The organism is Palleniella intestinalis, assembly GCF_013166595.1.
In the GTDB taxonomy this organism is placed as follows: domain Bacteria; phylum Bacteroidota; class Bacteroidia; order Bacteroidales; family Bacteroidaceae; genus Prevotella; species Prevotella intestinalis.
This window is the reverse complement of sequence record NZ_JABKKG010000002.1, coordinates 1-23855: the sequence shown is the minus strand read 5'-3', so window position 1 is coordinate 23855 and position 23855 is coordinate 1. Positions and strand designations below refer to the sequence as shown.

Annotated in this window: 19 protein-coding genes; 7 read left to right on the top strand and 12 right to left on the bottom strand. The window is 43.8% G+C overall.

Annotation, left to right across the window (positions count from 1 at the left end; genetic code table 11):
* The first annotated feature begins 121 nt into the window (after positions 1–121).
* The gene (lepA, locus tag HPS57_RS02520) at positions 122–1924 is read left to right on the top strand and encodes a translation elongation factor 4 (protein WP_172179919.1); all 1803 of its coding nucleotides are present in this window, start codon (positions 122–124) and stop codon (positions 1922–1924) included.
* Positions 1925–2077: 153 nt separating this feature from the next.
* Entirely contained in the window at positions 2078–2668 is a 591-nt protein-coding gene (locus tag HPS57_RS02515) for a Crp/Fnr family transcriptional regulator (protein WP_135939876.1), read from the top strand.
* Between the two features lie 293 nt (positions 2669–2961).
* On the opposite strand, the gene HPS57_RS02510 is transcribed toward HPS57_RS02515, so the two are convergent.
* From HPS57_RS02510 to HPS57_RS02495, 4 genes are all read right to left on the bottom strand, one after another.
* Positions 2962–3399 (bottom strand): BT0820 family HAD-type phosphatase, encoded by a 438-nt coding sequence (locus tag HPS57_RS02510; protein ID WP_172179917.1) that lies wholly within the window; start codon positions 3397–3399, stop codon positions 2962–2964.
* Positions 3400–3580: 181 nt separating this feature from the next.
* Positions 3581–6067, bottom strand: coding sequence for a GumC family protein (locus HPS57_RS02505; RefSeq protein WP_172179915.1), 2487 nt, complete (start codon positions 6065–6067; stop codon positions 3581–3583).
* A 30-nt stretch (positions 6068–6097) separates the two neighbouring features.
* The gene (gene rfbA / locus HPS57_RS02500; RefSeq protein ID WP_172179913.1) at positions 6098–6970 is read right to left on the bottom strand and encodes a glucose-1-phosphate thymidylyltransferase RfbA; all 873 of its coding nucleotides are present in this window, start codon (positions 6968–6970) and stop codon (positions 6098–6100) included.
* A gap of 44 nt (positions 6971–7014) precedes the next feature.
* The gene (locus HPS57_RS02495; RefSeq protein ID WP_253946459.1) at positions 7015–8379 is read right to left on the bottom strand and encodes an exopolysaccharide biosynthesis polyprenyl glycosylphosphotransferase; all 1365 of its coding nucleotides are present in this window, start codon (positions 8377–8379) and stop codon (positions 7015–7017) included.
* Between the two features lie 238 nt (positions 8380–8617).
* On the opposite strand from HPS57_RS02495, the gene HPS57_RS02490 reads away from it, so the two are divergent.
* The 4 genes from HPS57_RS02490 to rny all read left to right on the top strand — a co-directional run bounded on the left by HPS57_RS02490 (position 8618) and on the right by rny (position 11511).
* Positions 8618–9232: a DUF8491 family protein gene (locus HPS57_RS02490; protein WP_172179899.1), complete on the top strand. Its 615-nt coding sequence runs from the start codon at positions 8618–8620 to the stop codon at positions 9230–9232.
* 81 nt (positions 9233–9313) lie between these two features.
* Positions 9314–9619, top strand: coding sequence for a coiled-coil domain-containing protein (locus tag HPS57_RS02485; RefSeq protein ID WP_172179897.1), 306 nt, complete (start codon positions 9314–9316; stop codon positions 9617–9619).
* A gap of 17 nt (positions 9620–9636) precedes the next feature.
* A complete protein-coding gene (locus HPS57_RS02480) occupies positions 9637–9936 on the top strand; it encodes a cell division protein ZapA (protein WP_172179895.1) in 300 nt (99 codons plus the stop codon).
* A 36-nt stretch (positions 9937–9972) separates the two neighbouring features.
* Positions 9973–11511 carry a ribonuclease Y gene (gene rny / locus HPS57_RS02475; RefSeq protein ID WP_172179893.1) on the top strand — a complete coding sequence of 513 codons (1539 nt, stop codon included), beginning with the start codon at positions 9973–9975 and terminating at the stop codon, positions 11509–11511.
* A gap of 404 nt (positions 11512–11915) precedes the next feature.
* Here the strand turns inward: rny and HPS57_RS02470 are convergent, their stop codons facing one another.
* From HPS57_RS02470 to HPS57_RS02460, 3 genes are all read right to left on the bottom strand, one after another.
* Entirely contained in the window at positions 11916–12530 is a 615-nt protein-coding gene (locus HPS57_RS02470; RefSeq protein WP_172180614.1) for a CatA-like O-acetyltransferase, family 2, read from the bottom strand.
* Positions 12531–12611: 81 nt separating this feature from the next.
* Positions 12612–13493 carry an urea transporter gene (locus HPS57_RS02465; RefSeq protein WP_172179891.1) on the bottom strand — a complete coding sequence of 294 codons (882 nt, stop codon included), beginning with the start codon at positions 13491–13493 and terminating at the stop codon, positions 12612–12614.
* Positions 13494–13853: 360 nt separating this feature from the next.
* On the bottom strand, positions 13854–15371 hold the full coding sequence (locus tag HPS57_RS02460; protein ID WP_172179889.1) for a DUF4301 family protein: 1518 nt from the start codon (positions 15369–15371) through the stop codon (positions 13854–13856).
* Between the two features lie 325 nt (positions 15372–15696).
* Between HPS57_RS02460 and HPS57_RS02455 the strand changes: the two genes are divergently transcribed.
* Complete coding sequence (locus HPS57_RS02455) at positions 15697–17952, top strand: RelA/SpoT family protein (protein ID WP_172179887.1); 2256 nt, start codon at positions 15697–15699, stop codon at positions 17950–17952.
* A 590-nt stretch (positions 17953–18542) separates the two neighbouring features.
* Here HPS57_RS02455 and porE read toward each other — a convergent pair.
* From porE to HPS57_RS02430, 5 genes are all read right to left on the bottom strand, one after another.
* On the bottom strand, positions 18543–20600 hold the full coding sequence (porE, locus tag HPS57_RS02450; protein WP_172179885.1) for a PorE family type IX secretion system protein: 2058 nt from the start codon (positions 20598–20600) through the stop codon (positions 18543–18545).
* Positions 20590–21120 (bottom strand): FHA domain-containing protein, encoded by a 531-nt coding sequence (locus HPS57_RS02445; RefSeq protein ID WP_172179883.1) that lies wholly within the window; start codon positions 21118–21120, stop codon positions 20590–20592. The genes porE and HPS57_RS02445 overlap by 11 nt, the downstream gene beginning before the upstream one ends.
* 119 nt (positions 21121–21239) lie before the next feature.
* The gene (locus HPS57_RS02440; RefSeq protein WP_172179881.1) at positions 21240–22328 is read right to left on the bottom strand and encodes an HU domain-containing protein; all 1089 of its coding nucleotides are present in this window, start codon (positions 22326–22328) and stop codon (positions 21240–21242) included.
* 154 nt (positions 22329–22482) lie between these two features.
* Positions 22483–22722 (bottom strand): hypothetical protein, encoded by a 240-nt coding sequence (locus tag HPS57_RS02435; RefSeq protein WP_172179879.1) that lies wholly within the window; start codon positions 22720–22722, stop codon positions 22483–22485.
* 530 nt (positions 22723–23252) lie between these two features.
* Positions 23253–23516: a hypothetical protein gene (locus tag HPS57_RS02430; RefSeq protein WP_172179877.1), complete on the bottom strand. Its 264-nt coding sequence runs from the start codon at positions 23514–23516 to the stop codon at positions 23253–23255.
* Positions 23517–23855: the final 339 nt, after the last annotated feature.

The following is a 23855-nucleotide window of genomic DNA, read 5'->3' as shown; positions in this document are numbered from 1 at the left end:
TTTTTATTTGTAAATTTGCAGTGTATTATTCGCCTTATTGGGCTTTGTCCTTCCGAGGTGGATTGTAAGAACGTGTTTTTCAGACACACAGCATAATTTTGTCATTATCCAACATAAATATATGAAACACATAAGAAATTTCTGTATCATAGCCCATATAGACCACGGTAAAAGCACACTGGCAGACCGTCTGCTGGAGTATACAAAAACCATAGAGGTGACGCAAGGGCAGATGTTGGACGATATGGATTTGGAGCAGGAACGCGGCATAACAATCAAGAGCCATGCCATACAGATGGAGTATGGGTATGAGAATGAACACCCTGACTTTGAGAAAGGACAGTATGTACTCAATCTGATAGACACTCCGGGGCATGTCGATTTCTCTTACGAAGTGAGCCGTTCGATAGCTGCCTGTGAGGGAGCCTTGCTTGTTGTCGATGCGACACAAGGCGTTCAGGCACAGACAATCTCAAACCTGTACATGGCTATCGAGCAGGATTTGGAGATTATTCCTGTAATCAACAAGATTGACATGCCGTCAGCTATGCCTGACGAGGTCGAGGATGAAATCATAGAGCTGATAGGATGCAAGAGGGAGGATATACTCCGGGCATCAGGAAAGACAGGGGAAGGCGTGAAAGAAGTGCTTGACGCTGTCGTGGAGCGTGTGCCGGCACCGGAAGGTGATAAGGATGCGCCATTGCAAGCCTTGATTTTCGACTCAGTGTTCAACTCTTTCCGTGGAATTATCGCTTATTTCAAGATAGAGAACGGTTCTATAAAGAAAGGTGATAAGGTGAAGTTCTTCAATACAGGCATGGAATATGTGGCTGATGAGGTCGGAGTATTGAAGATGAACATGATGCCTAAAAAGCAGCTGACGACGGGCGAGGTAGGTTATATTATAAGCGGTATAAAGAATGCAAAGGAGGTTCAGGTGGGTGACACTATCACTCACATAGACAATCCTTGCAGTAAGGCAATCTCCGGTTTCCAGGAAGTGAAGTCCATGGTTTTTGCCGGTGTCTATCCGATAGACCCTTCTGATTATGAGAATCTTCGCGCTTCGCTTGAGAAACTGCAGCTTAACGATGCATCATTGACATTCATGCCGGAGTCATCCGTGGCACTTGGCTTCGGATTCCGTTGCGGCTTCCTCGGGCTTCTCCACATGGAGATTGTGCAGGAACGCCTTGACCGTGAGTTCAACATGGATGTTATCACCACTGTGCCTAACGTGTCGTACATGGTGTATGACAAGCATGGCGAGCAGAAAGAGGTGCACAATCCTTCCGGACTTCCGGACTTGATGTCGATAGACCATATCGAGGAGCCTTATATATATGCGACAATAATCACGGATACCGCTTATATAGGTCCTATAATGACGCTTTGTCTTGACAAGCGTGGCGAACTCATAAAGCAGGAATACATATCCGGCAACCGTGTAGAGATTCATTTCCATCTTCCATTGGGTGAGATAGTTATTGATTTCTATGACAAACTGAAGTCTATCTCGAAGGGATATGCTTCGTTTGATTACCACATCGATGGCTTCAGGCCTTCAAAACTTGCTAAGTTGGACATATTGCTGAATGGTGAGAGTGTTGACGCTCTTTCTGCCTTGACACATGTGGACAATGCCGTGGGATTGGGAAGGCGTATGTGTGAAAAGCTGAAGGAACTGATTCCGCGTCAGCAGTTTGACATTGCCATTCAGGCAGCTATCGGTGCAAAAATCGTGGCACGCGAAACAATAAAGTGTGTCAGGAAGGATGTTACTGCAAAGTGCTATGGCGGAGATGTCTCCCGAAAGCGCAAACTGTTGGAGAAGCAGAAGAAAGGAAAGAAGCGTATGAAGCAGATTGGTAATGTGGAGGTGCCACAGAAGGCCTTCCTCGCAGTATTGAAGCTTGATTGATAGAATTCTGACACTGTTGAATAACGAGAATGGTTGTAATAGCTTGTGCATGAAATCAAATGGATGATAAACATAAGGTAATATATATATATAAGAGCTAATGGCAATGTTTGAATACTAATAACAAAATTAAAACTAACAGGGATTAACACTATGAAGCAACAAATTATTGCTACCAGAGATGTGGCACGTGAACTGGCGCGTAAGTACAGTACCATGACTCACGATGAGCTGGACGAACTGGAGAATATACTTGTGCCTATGAATTTTCCAAAGGGCAAGAAAATCCTTTCGACTGGTGAAGTATGTAAATATATATATTACATACATCAGGGACTTGTGCGTCAACATTATGTTAAGAATAACAAGGAGGTGACGGAGCATTTCGGGGTGGATGGTACAATATGCATGAGTATTCAAAGTTTGTTTGAGGAGATTCCTACACAACAGGAACTTACGGCTCTTGAGAACACATATATATTCGCTATGCCAAAGAAGAGTCTTGAGCATGTGGCTCTGCATAATAATAATATTCAAATCTTGTACAGGAAAATCCTTGAGGAATCTCTTATAAATTCCCAGATTCATGCTGACCTTGTAAGATTTGAGACTGCGCATGGCAGGTATGTGCGCTTCTGCAAACTGATGCCACAGGTTGCTTTGCGTGCTCCGTTGGTGTTCATTGCATCGTATTTGCAGATGACACCTGAAACTCTGTCACGTGTCCGTGCACAGCCGATGTAACTTTATGGCTGTCTGCATACAATCGAATAATCAAATTGCTTCATAAAAACGTTCATGGGAGATGCTCAAAATTGAGTATCTCCCATGAACGTTACATAATAGGGAAAGGGCTGAGTTGAAAAACAAAACCGCCAAAACTTTCTCCTACAAGTCTTCCGTGGGTACGCCCACGGCTACTCTCTTGCCACCGCTAACGCGGTTCTCTGTACAGAAATATCCGGCCATTGCGTACACAATCAGAGATATATTTTGCGTTTTACCGGACACCTATAATTTAGAACTGATTCTACAGTTCAGAACTGCCACCATTTTTTCTTGGGCTTATCATTGGGATTTTGCTGATAAGGATCGTTTTGTGTTGTCTCGAACATGATGTCGTTGTAGGTCTTGTTCTCTTTAATCATCTGGTAGATTGTTCCCCAATCAGGAAGCCCTCCGACGTTGCGGTCATCAATGAACATGTCAACTTTCAGTTTGCGTGAATAGATATCGTTCTTCTCACGCTCCTCTTCCGGGTAATCTCTGTTTACTGCCCAGAACTCAACTCCTCTTTCCCTGCACCATTGTATGGCTTCATCAAGAAGTTCTCCCTCACGTACTGTCCATAATATCAGGCGGTGCTTGTCAGCAATGAGCATCTTCAGTGTCTCTATTGCAAAAGGCTGTTCTTCACCAATGTTGGGGTATTCGTGTGTTACGATTGTTCCGTCAAAATCGATAGCGATTGTCATATGTCATATGTTTTTTTCAGATACTGATTGATTGTCAATATTGTTTCTGATGTATTTGTTCTCTCTTGTCTGGTTGGTGGTTTGCTTTTCAGTAAGTTTGGTTTCCTGCAGCTGCCAAAATAAAGGTGTCCCTCTACATTTTCCTTGTATAGGGACACCATATTGTATGGTTTGTGTCGGATTATTTCTTTATGGAATTGTCATTCGGAGAACTGTAGTGGCTGCTTGCATAATTGCCGTAGCTTCCATAGTGTCCGTAATGTCCATACTTGCCATAGCTTCCGTATTTTCCATACTTGCCGTAGCCGTATGTATAACTGTGTGTTTTCTTTGTGAAGTCAATACAGTTGATAGCTATGGACATATTTGTGAGTTTCTTCTCTGTTGCCAATTGGTTTATATAACCGAAGGCTGCCTTTGGAGTGTACTCTGCACGGCAGACACATAATGTTGCGTCAGCGACACGGGCAATACTTAATGTGTCAGTAACGATACCAAATGGCGGAGTATCCACAATGATATAGTCATAGAGATCCTTGAGGTGTTCAAAGACAGTGTCAAGAGATTCTCTTGTCACCAACTCTGCCGGGTTCGGTGGGATAGGACCGGCAAAGAGTACATCAAGATTTCCGTTTACTCCGGAGTTCAGGATATTACCTTTTACATCCTGTTCAGTGACAATGCTCTTTGTAAGCAACGGTGTGATGCCGTGTACTTTGTCCTTTACTCCGAAGAGTTCGGCGAGTCGTGGTTTACGGACATCAAGACCCACGATGACAACTTTCTTGCCAAGGAGCGCAAGGCTTACTCCAAGGTTAGATGCTATGAATGTCTTTCCTTCACCGGCTGTACTTGATGTTACCATGATGACTTTCTCTGTTTCCTTTATGGTAAAGAGTATGTTTGTACGCAGGCTTCGGAACACCTCGGTAATCATATTGTTTGTGTTCTCATGCACAACGATACCGGCTTTTGTCTTGACTGCCTCACTTGCGATTGGAATGTCACCGGCGATAGGAAGCTTGGTAAGTTTCTCAACATCATCGCGCACTGATATCTTGTAACGCATCAGCTGTATGAGGAGTAATATGCCAAACGGTATTGCGATACCGAGAACAATTGCCATAAGCATGATATTGTTTTCTTTAGGCGCAATCTTTCCTACAAGGCTCGGTTCGTCAATTATCTTTCCTTTGTTTGCAGTTGCAGCAAGTGAGATAGAGTTCTCCTCACGCTTTTGGAGGAGCATCAGGTACAATCCGGAGCTGACTTCCTGTTGTCTTCCGATTTTGTTGAGAATACGCTCTTGAGTAGGTGATGCCTGTACCTGCGCATTGTATTTTGCAAGTTGTGACTTTAAGGCATTATTCTGTATCTGCAGGTTTTTCTTTGCCTGCTGGATTGCGTTGCTGATACTTGCTGTAAGAGTGTTGAGCTGATCTGTGAGTGGGGCTACTGTAGGACTGTTCTCGCTTGCGGTACGCATAAGACGGCTGCGCTCAAGTGCCACCTGGTTGTATTGGCTTATGAGTGCTGATGCTGTTTGGTCGCTAAGTCCTACATTTGAAGGCAATGTCTGGTACTTGTTTTGTGGCATACCCATATAATCCTTGATGCTGTTGAGCAAAGAGATTTGTGTGGATATGTCTGCCAATTGCTGCTCATAGTTTGTTGTCAGCGACATCGCGTTAGAAGCATTTGTATTGACCTCGAAAACCTGGTTCTGGCGTTTGAAGTTTTCCAGCTGGCTTTCTGTCTCTCCAAGTTCTGCACTTATTTTTTCCAAGCGGCTGTTAATGAATTCTTCAGTACGGATTGCAATTGTGTTCTTGTCCGCATTAGCTTCTTCATTATAACTCTTAACCAATTGGCTGAGATAGTCCATGGCTCTTTTCGGAGACTCGTCATTCAGTGTGATGAGCACTATTGATGATGCCTTTCCAACTGGTGCTACTGCTATTAGTTTGGAATATACGTCAGCAACAGCTTTTGGGGAATTTATTGTTACATGCAAAGACTTGCTTCCCCAACTCCATTCACTGTTCGGGTTTTTAGTAATCCTTATAGTGCCGGCTGCAGTTGGAATCTGGGCAGGAATGGAGTTTATGGTGGTATTGATAGAATGTGGACCTACTTGCCCTTGCTGGTTTTTACCTGTATATTGACCTGTAATGATGTAGTTTCCATTCTTAAACTTTATCTCCAAACTGATAGGGGAGGTAAGTTTGTCAATAGAGGCTGCATCAAGGTCAACAATGAATGGTTGGCTACCATATACCAGTTGGTCTCTGAATTTTCCGTCAATTTTGTAAGTTGTGTACAGTTTCAGCTTCTTGACGGCGTTGAGAGCAATGGAATGGGATGATAGGATTTCCATTTCATTGTTGAGACCGCTGGAGTTTGAAATCAAGCCAAGGTTCTCTACATCAAGGGTGCCGGCAGACTTGCTGTTGTTGTCCTGTATGAATATTTTAGTATTTGTTTGGTATATTGGTGCCTGATACTTTATATATACGATACCGGCGGCAAAGCATATTACGACAGACAGAACGAACCATTGCCAGTTGAGGATAAAGATGGCAAGTATACTCTGTAGGTTAAACGTGGAGTTCTCCTCTGCCTCTGTAATGATATTGTTTGTAGGGTTTTGTACTGTATTTTCTTCCATATGGTTTATTATGTGTTTATATAGGAGAGCTTATTTGAGTAGATTTAAGAGATATTTTCCGTAATCGTTTTTTGCCATAGGGGAAGCGATGGTACGGAGTTCGTCAGCGGAAATCCATTTGTTCCGGAATGCGATTTCTTCCAAGCATGCGATCTTAAGACCTTGTCTCTTTTCGATTACTTCTATGAATGTTGAAGCTTCTGCAAGGGAGTCGTGTGTGCCGGTGTCCAGCCAAGCAAAGCCACGTGGGAGTGTTTGCACTTTAAGAGCCTTCTGCTCAAGGTATGTCTGGTTGACAGTTGTGATTTCAAGTTCTCCGCGTGCGGAAGGTTTTATGCTCTTTGCTATTTCCACAACAGAGTTGGGGTAGAAATAAAGTCCCACAACAGCATAGTTCGATTTTGGGGCTTTCGGTTTCTCTTCTATGGATAGGCAATCACCGTTGGCATCAAACTCTGCCACTCCATAGCGTTCCGGGTCGTTGACCCAATAGCCGAACACTGTAGCTTTGCCGTCTCTTTCGACATTTTCCACACTCTGTTCCAGCACCTTTGTGAAACCGGTTCCATGGAATATGTTGTCGCCAAGTACAAGGCATACACTATCTTTGCCTATGAATTGTTCACCGATGATGAATGCTTGTGCAAGACCATCCGGGGATGGTTGCTCTGCGTATGTGAGTTCAACACCGATGTCGTGACCGTCACCAAGCAGGCGCTTGAACCCAGGGAGGTCATGTGGGGTGGAAATAATGAGAATTTCCCGAATCCCGGCGTTCATCAACACAGAGATAGGATAATAAATCATCGGTTTGTCAAAAATCGGTATCAGCTGTTTGCTGATACCTTTTGTAATAGGATAGAGGCGTGTGCCGGAGCCTCCGGCTAATACAATACCTTTCATTTGAATAATGTACCTTATATTATATAATTTTTATTTCTAACATATCAATATGCATGTTTGTCCGGGTGTATTATAGACCATGCTGTTCTGAATATGATTTCTATGTCAAGTTTGAAAGACCAGTTCTCGTTATACCAAATGTCTCGCTTTACGCGTTCTTCCATCTGCCACAGCTCTTTTGTCTCACCACGGTAGCCTGTCACTTGTGCCCATCCTGTGATTCCAGGCTTGGAGAAATGGCGTACCATGTATTGTGAAATTACGGCAGAGTACATTTCTGTATGCAGAAGCATGTGTGGGCGTGGACCGACAATGCTCATGTCTCCTTTAAGCACATTTATGAACTGTGGTAACTCGTCAATGTTTGTTTTGCGCATGAAATTGCCAAAAGCAAATTTTCTTGGGTCGTCCTTTGTCGCCTGAATGCGGTCGGCGTCCTTGTTGACATGCATAGAACGGAACTTGTACAATAGGAATGTTTTCCCGTCCATACCGGTACGCTCCTGCTTGAAGAACAATGGACCTGGACTCTGTATCCTTATGAAAGCCCACACAACAGGTATTACTGGCAGGAGGAATATGCATGCTATGGAAGAGAACACTAAGTCGAATGCTCTTTTTATGATGCGGTTGTCAAGGCGGTTGATGTTGTTCGTATGATTCGTGAACAATGTGTAATCACCAAATGCTACCGGCGAGAGGTGTAGGCTCAGGTTTGAGTATATTCGTGGTACAAGGTAGAATTGGATGATATGCTTGTCACAATAATGTATGATAGTGTTAACATCATCTCTGTCGTCTGTTGTGGACAGAGAGCACATTAGCGTGTCCGATGTGAATGGTGTGCATCCTTCACGCATGGCTTTGACCAATTCGCTTCTTGTGCCAAGTTTCTTGAATCGCTCAGGTGCAGTCTTTATCTCGTTGTTGCTGTAATATCCTTTGACATCATAGCCGATGGATGACAATTCCTTCATCTGCAGGTATATGTCAAGGTTTGCTGGGTCACTGCCAACGAACACAACAGAACGGAGATTATGTCCTGAACGTCTTATCTTGTTGAGCAAAATGCGTTCAAGCAGACGTGCAAGAAGTGTTATTGAAAAATATATTATAGCATATGATGCCGCGAAACTTAAGATATGGTCAGGCTTGTGAAGTGCAAGGTGGAATATGACTATAATCGCAAGTGTCTGTGTCAATGTCAAGCGTGTTACGCGTAGGATAACGCTTGTGATGTCAATGCGTCTGACATGGATTATTGTGCTGTAGAAAGACAAACTTATTATAGCTGCCATTGTTACATAAAGAGCACCACTAACGCTGTCGGTTATTATTTCTTGTGGGACAAGAATTTTCTCAATGTCAAAAATGCACCAATACGTGATGTTTGCCAACACAATGTCCATTAGTGTGATGGCGATCAGAACTATTGTACTGCTGTTTGAATGTACCCTATGAAAATTAGCCATGTTTTTAGATGCTGTTAGTTTATGTGTCAATAATATAATTCAGTGCAAATTTACATAAAAAACAGGAAATAGGCAAATTTTTAGCTTCCATTTTAATGAAATGCGTTCTTTTTCTTGTGTAATCCACAAAAAATGACTAATTTTGCTCTCGAATCACTTAAATAACAAGATAAAAATGGGATTTTTAGATAAACTTTTTGGAAAGAAACATGATGACAAAGAGCCGGGAATGGAAGATTTCATGACTCTTATAAGGGTTTATTTCCAAGCGTCTATTGCTGCAAATGCCGGAATAACCAATCTGGCAATGCTTCCTGACCTCAGGGTTTTCAAGTCGACACTTAAAGTCGCGACAGTGAACAACAAACTTGGTGTGGGCGAACGTGTGCGTTGCCGCAAAATGCTTACAGACATGTACGGCTTGGATGAAATGTTCTATAAAGAGGTAGACCAAAGTGTAAAGAAAAACTGCCGTAAGATGCAGGATGTGCAAGTTTACCTTGTGCAGTTTCAGACGCTTACGCAAGAGTTGATGATGCTTTTGGGCAATGTCATGAAGTTCAAGTTGCGCCTTCCTTCGTTCTTTAAGGGAACGTTGCGTACTATGACGGAAAAAACTGTCAATGAGGTTTTTACGAAGAATGACTACAATGATCCTGCAACAATGAAGACTGTGATGGAACTCCGTAATCTTTCAAAGCGGCTTGGCTTCTCTGAACAGTGGATTTCTGCCTTTGCATTCCAACTTATAATGCTCGCTAAGAAAGAGTCTGCGGCAAAGGACCAATAAGTGCAGTTGAACTTTTGCAGACAGGTAGATTAATATAATTGTGTTAAATGACAAAATTTGCAAAAATAAATATTTATCCCAATGGCATATTCTGAGCAGGAAATACAAGACTTTTCTTTACTCATTAGGCAGTTGCTCCTCAAGTACAAAGAGATGCGGCAGGAACTTAATGACATGAAGAGACAGTTTGCCGCTCAGGAGAAATATGTCAAGGAGATGGAGGTGCTTGCCAATGCTTCCATGCATGACTATGATATGCTGAAGGCTGCCCGTATCATAGAAATCGGCGATGGAGACTTGGAGACAGCACGCAAACATGTCAATAAACTCATCCGTGACGTAGACAGGTGCATAACCCTGCTTACTGAACAGCAAGACGGACAGTGATAAATATTGATAAAGTTATGGTTGAAGAGAATAAACTGAATATAAGATTGCATATATACGATACAGACATGGCGGTGAAGATTGACCGTCAGGATGAAGAAATGTATCGTCACCTTGCTTTGCTTATAACGGAAGTTGTCGGTAATTACACAAATTACTACAAGGGACTTAAGAGTGAGAAAGAGATACTCTATATGGCTCTTGTTGACATAGCACTTCGTTATGAGCGAGAGGCAAAACGCAATGATGTTACGCCATTCTTGGAGACCATCAAGAAACTCTCCGTGGAGATAAATAATGCTCTGAAAGAAGAGTAGTAACATCGATTTTTTTTATTATAAATATAAATTAATATGCTAATTCCAATTATTATAACAGCTGTTGCCGCATTGATTGTGGGAATAAGCGTTGGATACATCATTTTCCGATACATCCTCAAAGGCAAGTATGGTGAGATGATTGCTACTGCCGAAAAAGAGGCGGAAGTATTGAAGGAGAAAAAACTCCTTGAAGTTAAAGCGAAGTTTCTCAACAAGAAAAATGAACTTGAGAAGGAAACACAGCACCGTAACCAAAAACTCCAGCAGAGCGAACAGCGTGTGCGTCAGCGTGAGCAGGAGCTTAATCGGCAGCAGGGAGACTTGAACCGTAAGAGCCAAGAGCTTGACAATGAGGCGAAAAAGCTTGATAATGAACGTGGCTTGGTGGCACTCAAGGCAGAAGAGCTTCAGAAGATGGAGGAACAGGAACTGTACAAGCTTGAGCAGATTTCCGGACTTTCTGCCGATGAGGCTAAAGCACGCCTTGTTGAGACTCTGAAGGACAAGGCACGCCTTGACGCGCAGGCATACATCAACGACATTGTCGAGGAGGCAAAGCTCAATGCAAACCAGCAGGCACGCAAGATTGTCATCCAGACAATCCAGCGTACAGCTACGGAAACAGCCATAGAGAACAGTGTGTCTGTCTTCCATATTGACAATGATGAGGTTAAGGGCCGTATTATCGGACGTGAAGGCCGCAATATCCGCGCTCTTGAAGCAGCGTGTGGTGTGGAAATTGTCGTTGACGACACACCGGAGGCTATTGTAATCTCTGCATTCGACCCTATCCGTCGTGAGGTTTGCCGTCTCGCCCTGCATCAACTTGTCGCTGACGGTCGAATCCATCCTGCACGTATCGAGGAAGTTGTGGCTAAGGTCAAGAAGCAACTTGACAATGAGATTGTTGAGACTGGTAAGCGTACAACAATAGACCTTGGCATCCATGGCTTGCATCCTGAACTTGTGCGTATAGTCGGAAAGATGAAGTACCGCTCTTCTTATGGACAAAACCTTCTGCAGCACGCCCGTGAGACAGCCAATCTTTGTGCTGTCATGGCAAGTGAGTTAGGACTTAATCCTAAGAAAGCAAAGCGTGCCGGTCTCCTTCACGATATCGGTAAAGTGCCTGATGAGGAGAACGAGATGCCGCATGCTCTTTATGGCGCAAAGGTTGCAGAGAAATACAAGGAGAAACCGGACATCTGTAATGCCATTGGTGCTCACCATGACGAGATGGAGATGCAGACCCTCCTTGCTCCGATTGTGCAGGTTTGTGACGCTATCTCAGGCGCTCGCCCAGGTGCTCGCCGTGAGATTGTGGAGGCTTACATCAAGCGTCTCAATGACCTTGAAGCTATTGCAATGTCTTATCCCGGTGTAACAAAGACCTATGCTATTCAGGCCGGTCGCGAACTTCGTGTCATTGTTGGTGCAGACAAGATGACCGATGCAGAGACCGAAGCATTGTCCGGTGATATCGCAAATAAGATCCAGACAGAGATGACATATCCGGGACAGGTGAAGATTACTGTTATCCGTGAGACTCGCTCTGTTGCTTATGCAAAGTAATAAACCTACGGATTACGATTGATTTTAATACTGTTATAAATATATTAAAAAATGCAGGAGTGGTTCTTTATAGAATTCACTCCTGCATTTTTTGTTGGTGTCCGGCAAAATAAATATCACCTCATGTCATGAAAAATTGATGCAAGGTTTACGAGAACAAGCCAACGACATATATGTTGATATGCAAGAGCTTTACTGCTTTTTATGTTCTTTACCAAATGACACAAATAGTTGAGAATATCCGTGAAAATCCGCATAATCTGCGGGACTTTTATCTCTGTGCGGAGAATTGCGTCTGTGGGTTCCAAGACAAGCCCATTATGAAGGACAACCTCGTAAACTGCTGATATACATGAGTTTTATTGCTTATTATGATTTTTTTGCCGGACGACACCAATAATTTTTTATAGACTGTTAATCTCCTTTTGAAGCAAGTCCAGGAAGCGTGCGGCGTGCGCTCCATCCATTTGTGTGTGATGGAATTGGAATGAGACTGTCAATTTTGTACGGAACAATCCACGACTGTATTTGCCCCAAATCATAAAAGGATTATTGAAAACGCCACTGTACATGCCTACGGCACCGTCTATTTCATATTGGGCTAATGCGGAAGTCCCAATCACCATACTCTCCATAAGGTCGTGGTTAGTACATGAGTCATGTACCTGTTTGGTCAGTCGGAGGTAATCTTCATTGAACTTTTGCAGAGTGTCTGACAACGGAATATCACACGAACTTACTTCTCCATCTTTGTTCATGACAATAGTATTCACTGCGAGTGTGTCAAACAGCATTAGCTTGTTGTCAACAGGTAGCATGAAAAACTCCTTTATTTGGCTTGCCGCCCGTCCGATACACCAGCACATCAGCATGTTGAATTTCAAGTTCTGCTTTTTGCTTAATTTGTACAATCGTGTCACATTCAATGTCTTAAAGAATGTGACCATAGGCATTGGCGCCTGCATCCACATTTCAAATGCATAGGCACGAGTTGTCTTTTTGGGATCTGTCTCTGTCATCATAATTTTGTGGTAAACTTATGTAAATGTAGTATAAGGATATCAGGTCTGACGCATTGTTTTGTACAAACCTTATTTTTCTCATTTAGTCTTGCTCGTGATTATCTGGATAATCCATGTCGCAATGCAAAACGGTGCTGTCAGTCCCGGAATGCCGATTGGTGAGAGCAGGTGTACAAGGGCTATTTGTATGAAAAAAGTTATGATAATTCCGACAATCGTAACCATTGTACTTTTGTGGAAAACAGTTCCCAAGGCAATGGCTGTCAGAGCCGGATTGAAACCGTAAAGTCCGTTTGTTATGGCTGTTGGGTCTTGTTGGAAGGCAAAAGCCATTGCCATTCCGGCTGCCGAACCGAAGGTGCACCATACCGCTGCACGCCAATCAGCAATGAGCAATCCTAAAAGGAAGAGAGCGCCACAGACATAGGAGTTGATGAGGAAGACTTGGGAAACACCATTCATCAATGCTTCTGCAAGATTGGATACGGTCAGGTCTTGTATAGGTTCTGCCGATACAGTAGTTACAGGTGGCAAGGCAAAGCAGAAAGAGAGCCAGGTCAACAGAATGAAAGGAAAGGTGAGAGCATTGATGCCGAAATTTTTCAGATACTTATTCATCAATTCTCTGAGCCACGGGGAGATTGCAGAAAGGATAATGAGTGAAGCCCACATAAATGGAGTGCTGCCAAAGAACGTAGGCAGGGCACATCCGATGAGTACTCCATTGTATCCGCAAAGACCTTGGTCTGCATCCTCTTCTCCTTTGCGAAGAAGATATGCCGGTATGGTTGATGCTATGAGCCCGACCATTGCGCCAACAGCCACAATGACAGTTCCGTACATCCATGAACCGATTATGATTCCTGCAAGAAACAATGTTCCGGTGTTTACATTGTCCATGAACATCACTTGACCTGCTCCGCGCAAGAGTGATCGGCAAAAACTACTTGTATTTCTCATTTTGATATATGTTGTTTATGTGAGTTTGCGGTAAGAAAGTTCTTTGAAAAGTTTAGCGTGTGCAAAAGTACAGAATTTTTCTGTATTACCGATGCGTTTTCACTTTTAAATGCAGTTTGAGGAACGAAAAAGTAAAGTGTGGCACTTTGTTCTGTAAAAGGTAACACTTTAGCCAATAAAAGGTAACACTTTGTTATGTAAAGCGTTACCTTTTGTTATGCCAATAGTTGCTTATGGTTTGCTTATTGATGGGAATAATAACCTAAGGGCACAAATAAAGTAAGAGACTGCCCGACGCAAAACATTATCGGACAGCCTCTTGTATGTTGTTATTTGCTATGTATTCAGCAAAGCAGATGTTTACTGGTGCTGGTCGCGGAGAAGGTCATTGACAGTCTTCACAGGGTTGAAAGTGCCGAGTGGCACTTCAACAAAGACGGTGTTCCAGTCGGACATTGCGCCGTTCCACAGTCCCGGAAGTTCAAGTGCCTGGAGCTCTTTGCCGTTCTTTGACTTGGAAGAGATGAAGCCTGTTGTGCGGTCAACATAGTCAGGAAGATTGAAAGCGTTGCCTTTGTAGTCCTTCACTGCGCAAACGAGGTCAACCGGATTGAAGTGTGTGCCTTCGGAGAAGTACTTCATGTACTGCTCGTTCTTCTTGTCAATTTGGCTTGACTCAAGGATTTGCAGTGAGTAAGTTCCGTCCTGATTGTATGCGAGGAACGGACCGCCACCAGGCTCACCGACATTCTTTACCATGCCTGCCACTCGCATCGGGCGGTTGAGTTTCTTGCGGAGATAGATTACAAGGTCTGCATCCTCAAGCTCTTTGATGTCCAATTTGCGGCAGCACAGGTCGTTCTGTACGAATTTGACAATTTCAATAAGTTTGTCGTGGTCGTACTTTCCTGAGTCAAGGATATTGAGATATTCGAATGCCTGCTTCTGCAATGTCACAAGTACACCTGCAATCACCTGTTTCCATTCCACTGTTTCAGGCTTAAGGCGGTCAGGTACTACATTGTCGATGTTCTTAACGAAAATAACATCGGCAGAGATGTCGTTGAGATTCTCGATGAGAGCACCATGTCCACCCGGACGGAACAACAGGCTTCCGTCTTCGTTGCGGAATGGAGTGCCGTCAGGATTAGCAGCGACAGTGTCTGTTGAAGCCTTCTGTTCTGAGAATGAGATGTCGTACTTTATGCCGTATTTCTCAGCATAATAGTCAGCCTTGTCTGCCACTTTCTGCTTAAAGAAATCAAGATGCTCGCCGGAGACAGTGAAATGCACATTCGCTTCGCCGTTTGATGCAGCATAGAGTGCGCCTTCCACAAGATGCTCTTCCATAGGAGTGCGTGCGCCTTCATCGTATTTATGGAACAACAGCATGCCTTTTGGCAACTGCCCGTAGTTGAGTCCGTCTTTTGCAAGCATGCCTTTTGCAACAGACTTATAGTCTCCTTCTGCGATAAGTTCTTTGACTCCTTTGCCCTTCTGTTCTTTGAGAAGTGCGTCAAGTGCATCGTAGAATGCGAAGTTTTCGATGTTGTCGAAGTATTTCTTTTCGAAATCTGTTGTCGGCACATCATAGTCAGCGTCAGCAAAAGCGAACATATCCTTGAACATTCGTGAAGCGGCGCCGGATGCAGGAACGAACTTCACAATCTTCTTTCCTTCCGCCTTATAGTCGTTCCATGCCTGCACGTAGGTCTTTACTTCGTCAGTAGACGGAGCGACGATTCCTTTTCCGATTACTGCGGAGCCTTCAAGTTTTAGGAAAGGGAAGCCGGTCTTGAATTCATTGAGTTGCTGTTCGAGTTTCTCAGGTGTGATGCCTTTGGAGGCAAGTTGTTGCAAATCTTTTTCTGATAACATGTTTTTTAGATTTATGGTTTTTATAGATATTATACGATTTCAATGGGATAAAACATGGCAATGGTATTGCTGTTTTGTACAAGGCATGTCATAGTTTGGTTTTTATCGTTGCTACAAAATTAGTGAATTTATTTTAAATCAAAAAAGAAATAATAAAAAAATACATGGGTAATAACAAATTTTATTATTTTTGTACCGCAAACGCAGCAACGTTGGGAATTGCATGTCTATTTCTGTATGCAAGTCATGTCAGATATGATAGAGCTTGTTATGGTAAGAAGAATGTTTCCGATGTTTGGTGCGTGAAAAAATAATTTGTAATGTTATGGAGGAAAAACTCAGTTTTACAGAAGCAGAAAGGCAGGAAATAGCCATTCTTCTCGAGCAGTTGAAGGAGAAGGTTGGCTGTTTCCTGCATCAGGATGACGAGCACAATATACGCCATCAGGTTCTGCAGTCTTTGGAGGATGGTAGGGTGGAGCGTGATGTCTTTCATCTTAATCCTATCCTGCACTCGTTGCAGACGGCGGTTATTGCCATAGACGAGATTGGGCTTAAGCGTGACGGAGTCATAGCGATAATGCTTTACAGGAGTGTCCTTAATGGTTATGCCACACAGGAGGATATTCTTGACAAATATGGCGCAGGTGTGTCAGACATAATTAGTGGTATAATCCGTATTCAGTCCCTTTATGAGAAGACACCGACAATAGAGTCCGAGAATTTCCGCAATCTTCTGCTTTCTTTTGCAGAGGACATGCGTGTAATCCTTGTGATGATAGCCGACAGGGTGAATCTTATGCGTAACCTTAAGTGCTGTCCGGATGCGAATGCGCGGCAAAAGGCTGCTGAGGAAGCAAACTATCTGTATGCTCCCTTGGCGCACAAACTCGGACTTTACAAGTTGAAGTCCGAACTGGAGGACCTTTCTTTGAAATATCTTGAGAGCGATGCATACTACCATATCAAGGACAAACTTAACGAGACGAAGAAGCAGCGTGATGCTTATATACAGAATTTCATAGTGCCTATACAAGAGAAACTTGAGGCGCAGGGACTGAAATTCCATATCAAGGGCAGGACAAAGTCCATTCATTCCATTTGGCAGAAGATGAAGAAGCAGAAGTGTCCGTTTGAGGGTGTCTATGACCTTTTTGCCATAAGGATAATCCTTGATTCAAAGCCTGAGAAGGAGAAAATGGAGTGCTGGCAGGTTTACAGTATCATAACCGATATGTATCAGCCTAACCCCAAACGCCTTAGAGACTGGCTGTCAGTGCCAAAGTCCAATGGTTATGAGTCACTGCACATAACTGTTCTTGGTCCGGAAAACAAGTGGGTGGAGGTTCAGATACGTACCGAACGTATGGATGACATTGCCGAGCATGGTCTTGCTGCCCATTGGCGCTACAAAGGAGTGAAAGAAGGCGGTGGCATGGATGAATGGCTTGCTTCCATTCGCGCTGCAATGGAAGCCGGGGATGATTTGGAGGTTATGGATTTCTTCCGGAAATCGCTGAAGGATGAAGAGATATATGTTTTTACTCCAAAGGGCGACCTCTTTAAGTTGGCAGCAGGTTCTACTGTTCTTGATTTTGCCTTCTGCATCCATTCCAAAGTCGGATGCCACTGTACAGGTGCGAAGGTCAATGGCAAAGTGCAGAACATGCGCTACGAACTTCGTTCCGGTGACCAAGTGCAGATCGTCACAAATGTACAGCAGCGTCCAAAGCGCGAATGGCTCCAGATTGCCCACACCTCACGTGCCAAGTCCAAGATAAGGCTTGCACTGAAGGAGACTGTTGTCAAGGAAATCGCCATAACAAAGGAAATGGTGGAGCGCAGGTTGAAGAACAGAAAACTGGACTTTGACGAGGCTGTCATACAGCAGCTTGTGAAGAAACTCGGCATAAAAGAGGTTGCGGAGTTCTATCGTCAGGTAGGTGAGGGATTACTTGACATGCAGGAGGTTATAGAAAAATATGCTCTGCTGAAAAATCCAAAACCGGTTCAAACATCTTTGGTCGGTGAGGAGCGTGCAGACCCTGACCATCGTTCTGCTGCTGATTTTAAATTGACTGACGAATATATCATAGGTGCGACATCAAATAGAAGCGGTATAGAGGGCTCACGTTCCGACGTGCTTGTAATAGATCAGAGCCAAAAAGGCTTGGATTATACTCTTGCAAGCTGCTGTCGTCCTATCTACGGCGATGATGTGTTCGGCTTTGTCACTGTTTCCGGTGGCATAAAGATTCACCGTTGTGACTGCCCTAATGCACCGGAGCTGCGCCGTCGTTTCGGTTATCGTATTGTTGATGCACAGTGGAGTGGCAAAGGATGTGGACAGTATGCCATTACGCTGCGTGTGATAGGTAATGATGACATAGGCATTGTGTCAAACATCACGTCCGTAATCTCAAAGGAAGAGCGTATATTGATGCGTTCTATCAATATTGACAGCCATGATGGGCTTTTTGCAGGAACCATTGTCGTTAACATTGATGATACAAGCCGCCTTGAGCAACTGATGAAAAAGCTCCGTGTCGTAAAAGGGGTAAAGCAAGTTGCTCGAGTATGATAATGCTTGTTTGAGTGAATAGCAAATGCAAGGATTATAGTCAAACAAAATTGATTTGCGAAAACACTCCTGCCTTATTGTCAACATCTCCATGCAAAGTGTGGCGGAGCCACAGCCCTTACGGTAACCTCCGGCTTCAGCCGTGAGGACTGTAAAACAGCTCAAACGCTGTGTGGTGGAACCACACTCCTTTATGCCTAACCCACACAGGCAGCACGAACCTCAACAACCCATTTTCATACACTTGTGCGAAGATGAACCATAAAGGAGTGTGGCGCTGCCACACGTTATGTATGGACTATTCACTGCCCGCAGGGCTGAAGCCCGCGGTTACCGTAAGGGTTGTGGCTCCGCCACACTTTGCACGGCAGTTACTGTAGAATATGGGAATTATACAAAAACGTAGTCATTTGGTAATTGGAAAACCATGAGCAATGCGCTTGCATATTTTCGCAAATCTATTCTTTCTTACTATATACAGATAAAAAGAAGTGGTGTTCAACAATTCTATCACTAAGAAAGAATGTTGAACACCACTTTTATATTATTCCTAAATTATAAGCTGTGGCTATTGTTTTTCCAGACGAAAGTCATTCTATGTCAAAGAACTCTGTGTCAGTTCCGTTCTCTTCTGTTTTCTTTTTCTTTGGAAGAGGTTTCAGGTTACCTTTCTCGTCAAACATGCCGTAGGTTGTGCGGAGAACTACGAACTCTGTACGTCGGTTCAGCTGGTTGGCAATCTCCTGCTGGTCTTTCGGGAGCTTTTCAATAAACTCCCGGGTGAGTTTGTCGTCCTCTTTCAGCCATTTGTATGTCTCTGTGAGTTTCTTGCGTATGACCTTCGGTTTCTCCTTGCCGTAGCCGCGTGGAGAAAGGCGGTCAGCTGCAATACCTTTGGACTTGAGATAAGAACATACCGATTCCGCACGTTTCTGTGACAGGGTTTTGTTATACGCATCCGAACCACGGTAGTCGCAATGGGCGGAGAGTTCTATCGTTATGTTTGGATTTTCGTTCAGCAAATCCACAAGTTTGTCAAGAGCTTCTGTGGACTCCGGTGTCAGTGTTGCTTTGTCAAACTCGTAGTTTATGTTATTGATAAGTGTAGGGATGCCGATGTTCGGCAGTGGGAACTGTAAGGTATATTCCTCAGATTCTTCCACTTTCTGTACTCTTAGTTCCTCTTTATGATTAAGGAATCCCGGGCAAGTGGCAAGGAATATATAATCAACATCCGGATTAATCTTTTGCTCGAAAGAACCATCCCCTTTTACATTAAGTTTCAGGTTAGTACCATCGTTGCCTACCATGTAGACAAGAGCTTTCGGAAGTTCATATCCGTCATTCTCGTATACCCAGCCCTTTACAGTCTGTATTATCTCCGGATTCTCGAAAGAGTAAATTTTGTCCCAGCCACGTCCAAGGTCAGCACGATTGGATGAGAAGTAGCCTTTGTTCTGCAATCCTTCAAATGTCATGCCGAAATCGTCACCGTTGGAGTTCAAGGGGTAGCCAGGATGCTCAATCTTTAGCTTTCCATTCGTGTCAGTAGTGGCATAATAAATGTCCAGTCCTCCCATTCCCGGCAGTCCGTCGGAAGAGAAATAAAAATCGCCGTTAGGGCGGAATGCCGGGAACATCTCGTTCCCGGGAGTGTTGATCTGTGGCCCGAGGTTCTCCACTCCGCCAAATCCTGCTGCTGTAATGCGTGCACGCCAAATGTCCAATCCTCCCTGTCCTCCCGGCATGTCGCTTACGAAATAAATCCAATTACCGTCCGGTGACAATGTGGGGTGGGCAAAACTTGACAATGTGTCCTTTGTCAGTTCAACGACAGTGGCTTTGCCCCATGCGGCATCAGAGCGGTTTGACTTGGCTATTTGTGCATAACGTGGGTATTCTCCGTCATTGAGACACTGGGTGATGTACATTTCCCTGCCGTCAGGCGAGAAGGAACATGTGCCCTCATCATATTCTGTGTTTATCCCTCCGGTGACAGCTTCCGGTCTTGACCATTTCCCTTTGTCGTCTTTTTGTGATACAAAAATATCTCCGGCTTTTGTTCCGGTAATGCCGCTAAGTTCGTCTCCTTCAGCGTCATTACGTGTAGAGGTAAAGTAAAGCTGGTCATATTGGTCACCGGCGAGCATCGGTGAAAAGTCTGCACGTCTTGAATTGAAAATGTCCTGCTTCTTTACAATGTACCGAGAGCCTTCCTTCTTCCATTGCGGTGCCATTTTGGCAGAGAGCAAACCGTTCTTTGCCAAGACATTGTTCGGCATGGAATCGAGAACCATCTGCAGCTCGATGGCAGCATTTTTGTAGTCGCCGACTTTCAGCATCTGTCTGCCAAGGCTAAGGTGGTCGTCGATTGTTGCGGTGTTGTATCTCACAGCATTACGGTATGCGCCAACAGCTTTCTGTGAGGCATTGATGCGCTCATAGCAGTGAGCCATCTTCAGTGCGAGCATACCACGCTTTGCACGCTCTTTTGGCGGAGTTTTGGAATAAGCTTTCTTGAACTGTTCTCCTGCGTCATAATATTCGCCAAGAGCGAGGAAAGCCTCGCCCTTCTTAATGTTGTTGTCTATTCCGCAGGAGGAGAGCAACAACAATGAAAATATAATTATAGAAAATCTATTCTTCATTGTCATTTATGTGAAGAATAATGCTTGTGGCACCGCATGTGAACAACGTCCCATGGTCAATCACGCGTCGTTCCCTGTCACCGAGGATGTCATTGTCAACAAAGGTGCCTGTGTTTGACGGACCGTCACGGAGGATATATTTCAGCTCGCCCTTTTTATTGCGCGAGATGTTCAGCACGCAATGGTGAAGATCCATTGAAGGGTCGCTTGTCTCCACGGGGCAGTGGATGTCATTTCCTTTTGCATACTTTCCTATGATATTATCACCAAGGTGCAGTGGGATAACTTGCTTATATCCGAACACATTCTCAATGACATGAATAGAGCCGTATTCAGTCTTTTCAGCCTCTTCTTCCGGATTTGCGTCACGTTGCGTCCTTTGCAGTTTGGACACTCCCATACGAATGGCAAACTGCTTGCCACATTCCGAGCATTGGAAAACCAGTTGCTGGCCGTCCTCGTATTTCGTCTCGTCAAAGATTATGTAATTATCGCATTTGGGGCAACGTACGCGCTTCATCTGAAAAATATTTGTTTTGATTATAAAAAAGTATGTGTCAGCAGTAAAAGTGATACACTACTGTCGGGGCACACATATATGACTGTGCTTAAAGCCATAAAGCACTGCCTATCACTTCGTTAGAACTCCATAACCCATCCATCGTTGAAATGTTCGGATTGGTTACGTAGGTTACGCAGTGAGTCCAAAGCCTCTTTCTCGGAAGAGAAGCGTCCGTAGATGACTTTTGCCCCATTCTTGCGAGTTATCATTTCTGCTTTGTCAAAGCCTTGTTTTCTTAATTGCTTCACAAAGTCATGGGCATTGTCTTCCGGCACACGGCTTGCAAGTACAATGCTGAAAAACTGTTGTTCAATTTCTGTCTCTGCAGCAGGAGCCGATGCCTGTTCGATTGATTCTGTATCAATCATTTCCTCTTTGTTTACAGGCTTTACCTCGTACTGCATGACGCTCTTGTCTGCGCTGTCAGCATTGCGCATCTGCTTAGGCAGGATATTGTAGAGAATCCCTGTGTCCATGTAACTTTCGGACACAGTAGGTTTGGATGTCTGTCCTACAGGCAGTGAGAAGACAAGTAGTGCGAGGATTGTTGCAGCTATAGTGCCAACATGCTTGAGAGTGCTGACGCGTATTGATATAGTGCGCTCTGTTGCAGACTCCTCCAATTCGTTCTCTTCAACTGCTGGTCTTGCAATATCTTGTGCTACAGCCAACTGAGGTGCCGGTTTCGGCTCTTGGTGAGGTATGCCTACATGAGTTTCTTCGCTCTGTCCAACTGTTGCTGTTGTACGAAGAGGGGCTATGTCTATGGTGTTGAGTCCGTAAAGTTCAGGTGTCAATATTCCTGCCTCACAAGGCTCAAACTCTATTTTCCCATTCTCGTTAAGCGTGAGCACTCCGATGTCGTTGAGCTCGCATTTGCCTTCGTTGCGTATCTTTTGCTGCAACTCGGTCACTTCGTCTTCGATGCGACGCAAGGCCTCCGGATAACTGATGTCATACGCTTCTATATAGGATTGCGCGAGGAGGGAGTCGTTTATTTGCAGCTGGGAATTGAACCCAAGTTGCCTCAAAGGTGGTAGAAAAGACTGTGTCTCTGCGTCATACCGTGCACATACATGGTGAGCCATGAAGCCACCAAGCCCGGGAACAATGACACAGTCGTTGTCCAAGAGAAGTATTTCGATATGTTTGTCCAGTCTGATCATTTAAAAATCTGTATGCGAAATTCGAGTGCAAAGTTACTAAAAAATGTTGGAATCTGCAAATCATAAGGTGGGAGATTTCAATATTTGTGCTCAAAAAAATACCTTTGTGTCTCTTTTGAAATTGCAAGAGTTTTGTGGTTAAATTTGGTTAAATTCATGCTTCTATGCCGTTTGTGTCTGATTTGCAGGTGGTTTGTATGGATTGTGCAGTCGAAGGTAATGCTTTGCCTGTCGTTTTGTTGCCTTTGGGATGTTTTTTTATGCCGGGGTGGTGACCTTGCGCTGCGGATTCTGTGCGTTTTGTTTTCTGTGGAAATGTAACGGTCAGGTTGTGGAAAAATCCCAAGTTTCCCAAGAAACAAAAAAAACGACCGGATTTTTCCCAAGTTCCCAAGTTTTTTCTGTGACTATATATTTTTTTTATTTATAATATATATATTAAATAGGTATATATAATATAGGGGACTGAAACAGCATGGTGTATGGGTACATTTAAAACTTGGGAATCTTGGGAATCTTGGGAAAAAGTGTTCAGGTTGAAAGGTTTTCAGTGTTTCGTGCTGCGGTTTTGGGGATGTGCTCAAAATGCTGATTTTCAGATTTTTTGAAGACTGTGTATTTTACGGTGCAGGTTTATGGCACGAGTGTTGTGCATGCCGTTTTTTCTCCATACGTGGCATAAACAAAGAGTCATCGTTTTACGGTGCTGGGAAGCAAGCGTTTGGTTGTGCAGGAAGGTTGCGAATTTCCCAAGTTTTCCCAAAGACAAGAAAAATGTGCAGAATTTTCCCAAGTTTTTTATGTTAGTCTTGGCGAATTTGCAGCTATCTTGCGGAACAAAGAAACAATATGAAAAGCATTTGGTCAGTGCGACAGATAGTAACAAATCGCAATGCGAATGGTAACGAATCGCATGGCAAATGGTTACCATTTGTTTCTCATGGGCGATTTGTCATTGCTGTTGTTGCGTTTCGTTGATTCGCATCCTGTTTTGAAGCATACGGGTGTGACGAAACGCGCCGCTTGCGAAACTCCGCTTCCGCAGACCGGTTGTATGGTATGAGTTTTATAATCAAAATTGGTTAAATTAACGAACCGGCGTGTGTTGTTTTTCCCGTTTTGCCAGGTTTGCAGATGGGTTGTATCAGATTTTATGATGAAAGGTAATGTTTTACTTGTTGTTTTCATACCTTTTGTATGTTTGTACGTTACCTTTTTTTTGTCGCAAAGGTAACTTTTGGTGCTGTTTTCGTGTCCGTTGTACTTTGTGAAATATGTAACTCTCAGGAAAACAGGTAGTTGTTGAAGTGTGCGAGAATTACGGATTTTACTCTTTTGGTATGCTCAAGAGGAAATTTTCAATTCTCGCAAAGCAATAAATGGTATACATTCAAGATAGAAGTGCAATTTCTTGACTGCATATGAGTCCCCCTCCTTCTGTGTATAAGAGGTTCCGGAGCGTAGCGACAGGGTTCTCTTATACACAGAAGGAGGAACCTTCCCATTAAAGATTAACCTGCAATGCAA

Bases quoted from the DNA above. Each gene is read 5' to 3' on its own strand.
- lepA (WP_172179919.1), top strand. From the start codon at position 122: ATGAAACACATAAGAAATTTCTGTATCATAGCCCATATAGACCACGGT.
- HPS57_RS02515 (WP_135939876.1), top strand. From the start codon at position 2,078: ATGAAGCAACAAATTATTGCTACCAGAGATGTGGCACGTGAACTGGCG.
- HPS57_RS02510 (WP_172179917.1), bottom strand. From the start codon at position 3,399: ATGACAATCGCTATCGATTTTGACGGAACAATCGTAACACACGAATAC.
- HPS57_RS02505 (WP_172179915.1), bottom strand. From the start codon at position 6,067: ATGGAAGAAAATACAGTACAAAACCCTACAAACAATATCATTACAGAG.
- rfbA (WP_172179913.1), bottom strand. From the start codon at position 6,970: ATGAAAGGTATTGTATTAGCCGGAGGCTCCGGCACACGCCTCTATCCT.
- HPS57_RS02495 (WP_253946459.1), bottom strand. From the start codon at position 8,379: ATGGACATTGTGTTGGCAAACATCACGTATTGGTGCATTTTTGACATT.
- HPS57_RS02490 (WP_172179899.1), top strand. From the start codon at position 8,618: ATGGGATTTTTAGATAAACTTTTTGGAAAGAAACATGATGACAAAGAG.
- HPS57_RS02485 (WP_172179897.1), top strand. From the start codon at position 9,314: ATGGCATATTCTGAGCAGGAAATACAAGACTTTTCTTTACTCATTAGG.
- HPS57_RS02480 (WP_172179895.1), top strand. From the start codon at position 9,637: ATGGTTGAAGAGAATAAACTGAATATAAGATTGCATATATACGATACA.
- rny (WP_172179893.1), top strand. From the start codon at position 9,973: ATGCTAATTCCAATTATTATAACAGCTGTTGCCGCATTGATTGTGGGA.
- HPS57_RS02470 (WP_172180614.1), bottom strand. From the start codon at position 12,530: ATGACAGAGACAGATCCCAAAAAGACAACTCGTGCCTATGCATTTGAA.
- HPS57_RS02465 (WP_172179891.1), bottom strand. From the start codon at position 13,493: ATGAGAAATACAAGTAGTTTTTGCCGATCACTCTTGCGCGGAGCAGGT.
- HPS57_RS02460 (WP_172179889.1), bottom strand. From the start codon at position 15,371: ATGTTATCAGAAAAAGATTTGCAACAACTTGCCTCCAAAGGCATCACA.
- HPS57_RS02455 (WP_172179887.1), top strand. From the start codon at position 15,697: ATGGAGGAAAAACTCAGTTTTACAGAAGCAGAAAGGCAGGAAATAGCC.
- porE (WP_172179885.1), bottom strand. From the start codon at position 20,600: ATGAAGAATAGATTTTCTATAATTATATTTTCATTGTTGTTGCTCTCC.
- HPS57_RS02445 (WP_172179883.1), bottom strand. From the start codon at position 21,120: ATGAAGCGCGTACGTTGCCCCAAATGCGATAATTACATAATCTTTGAC.
- HPS57_RS02440 (WP_172179881.1), bottom strand. From the start codon at position 22,328: ATGATCAGACTGGACAAACATATCGAAATACTTCTCTTGGACAACGAC.
- HPS57_RS02430 (WP_172179877.1), bottom strand. From the start codon at position 23,516: ATGAAAACAACAAGTAAAACATTACCTTTCATCATAAAATCTGATACA.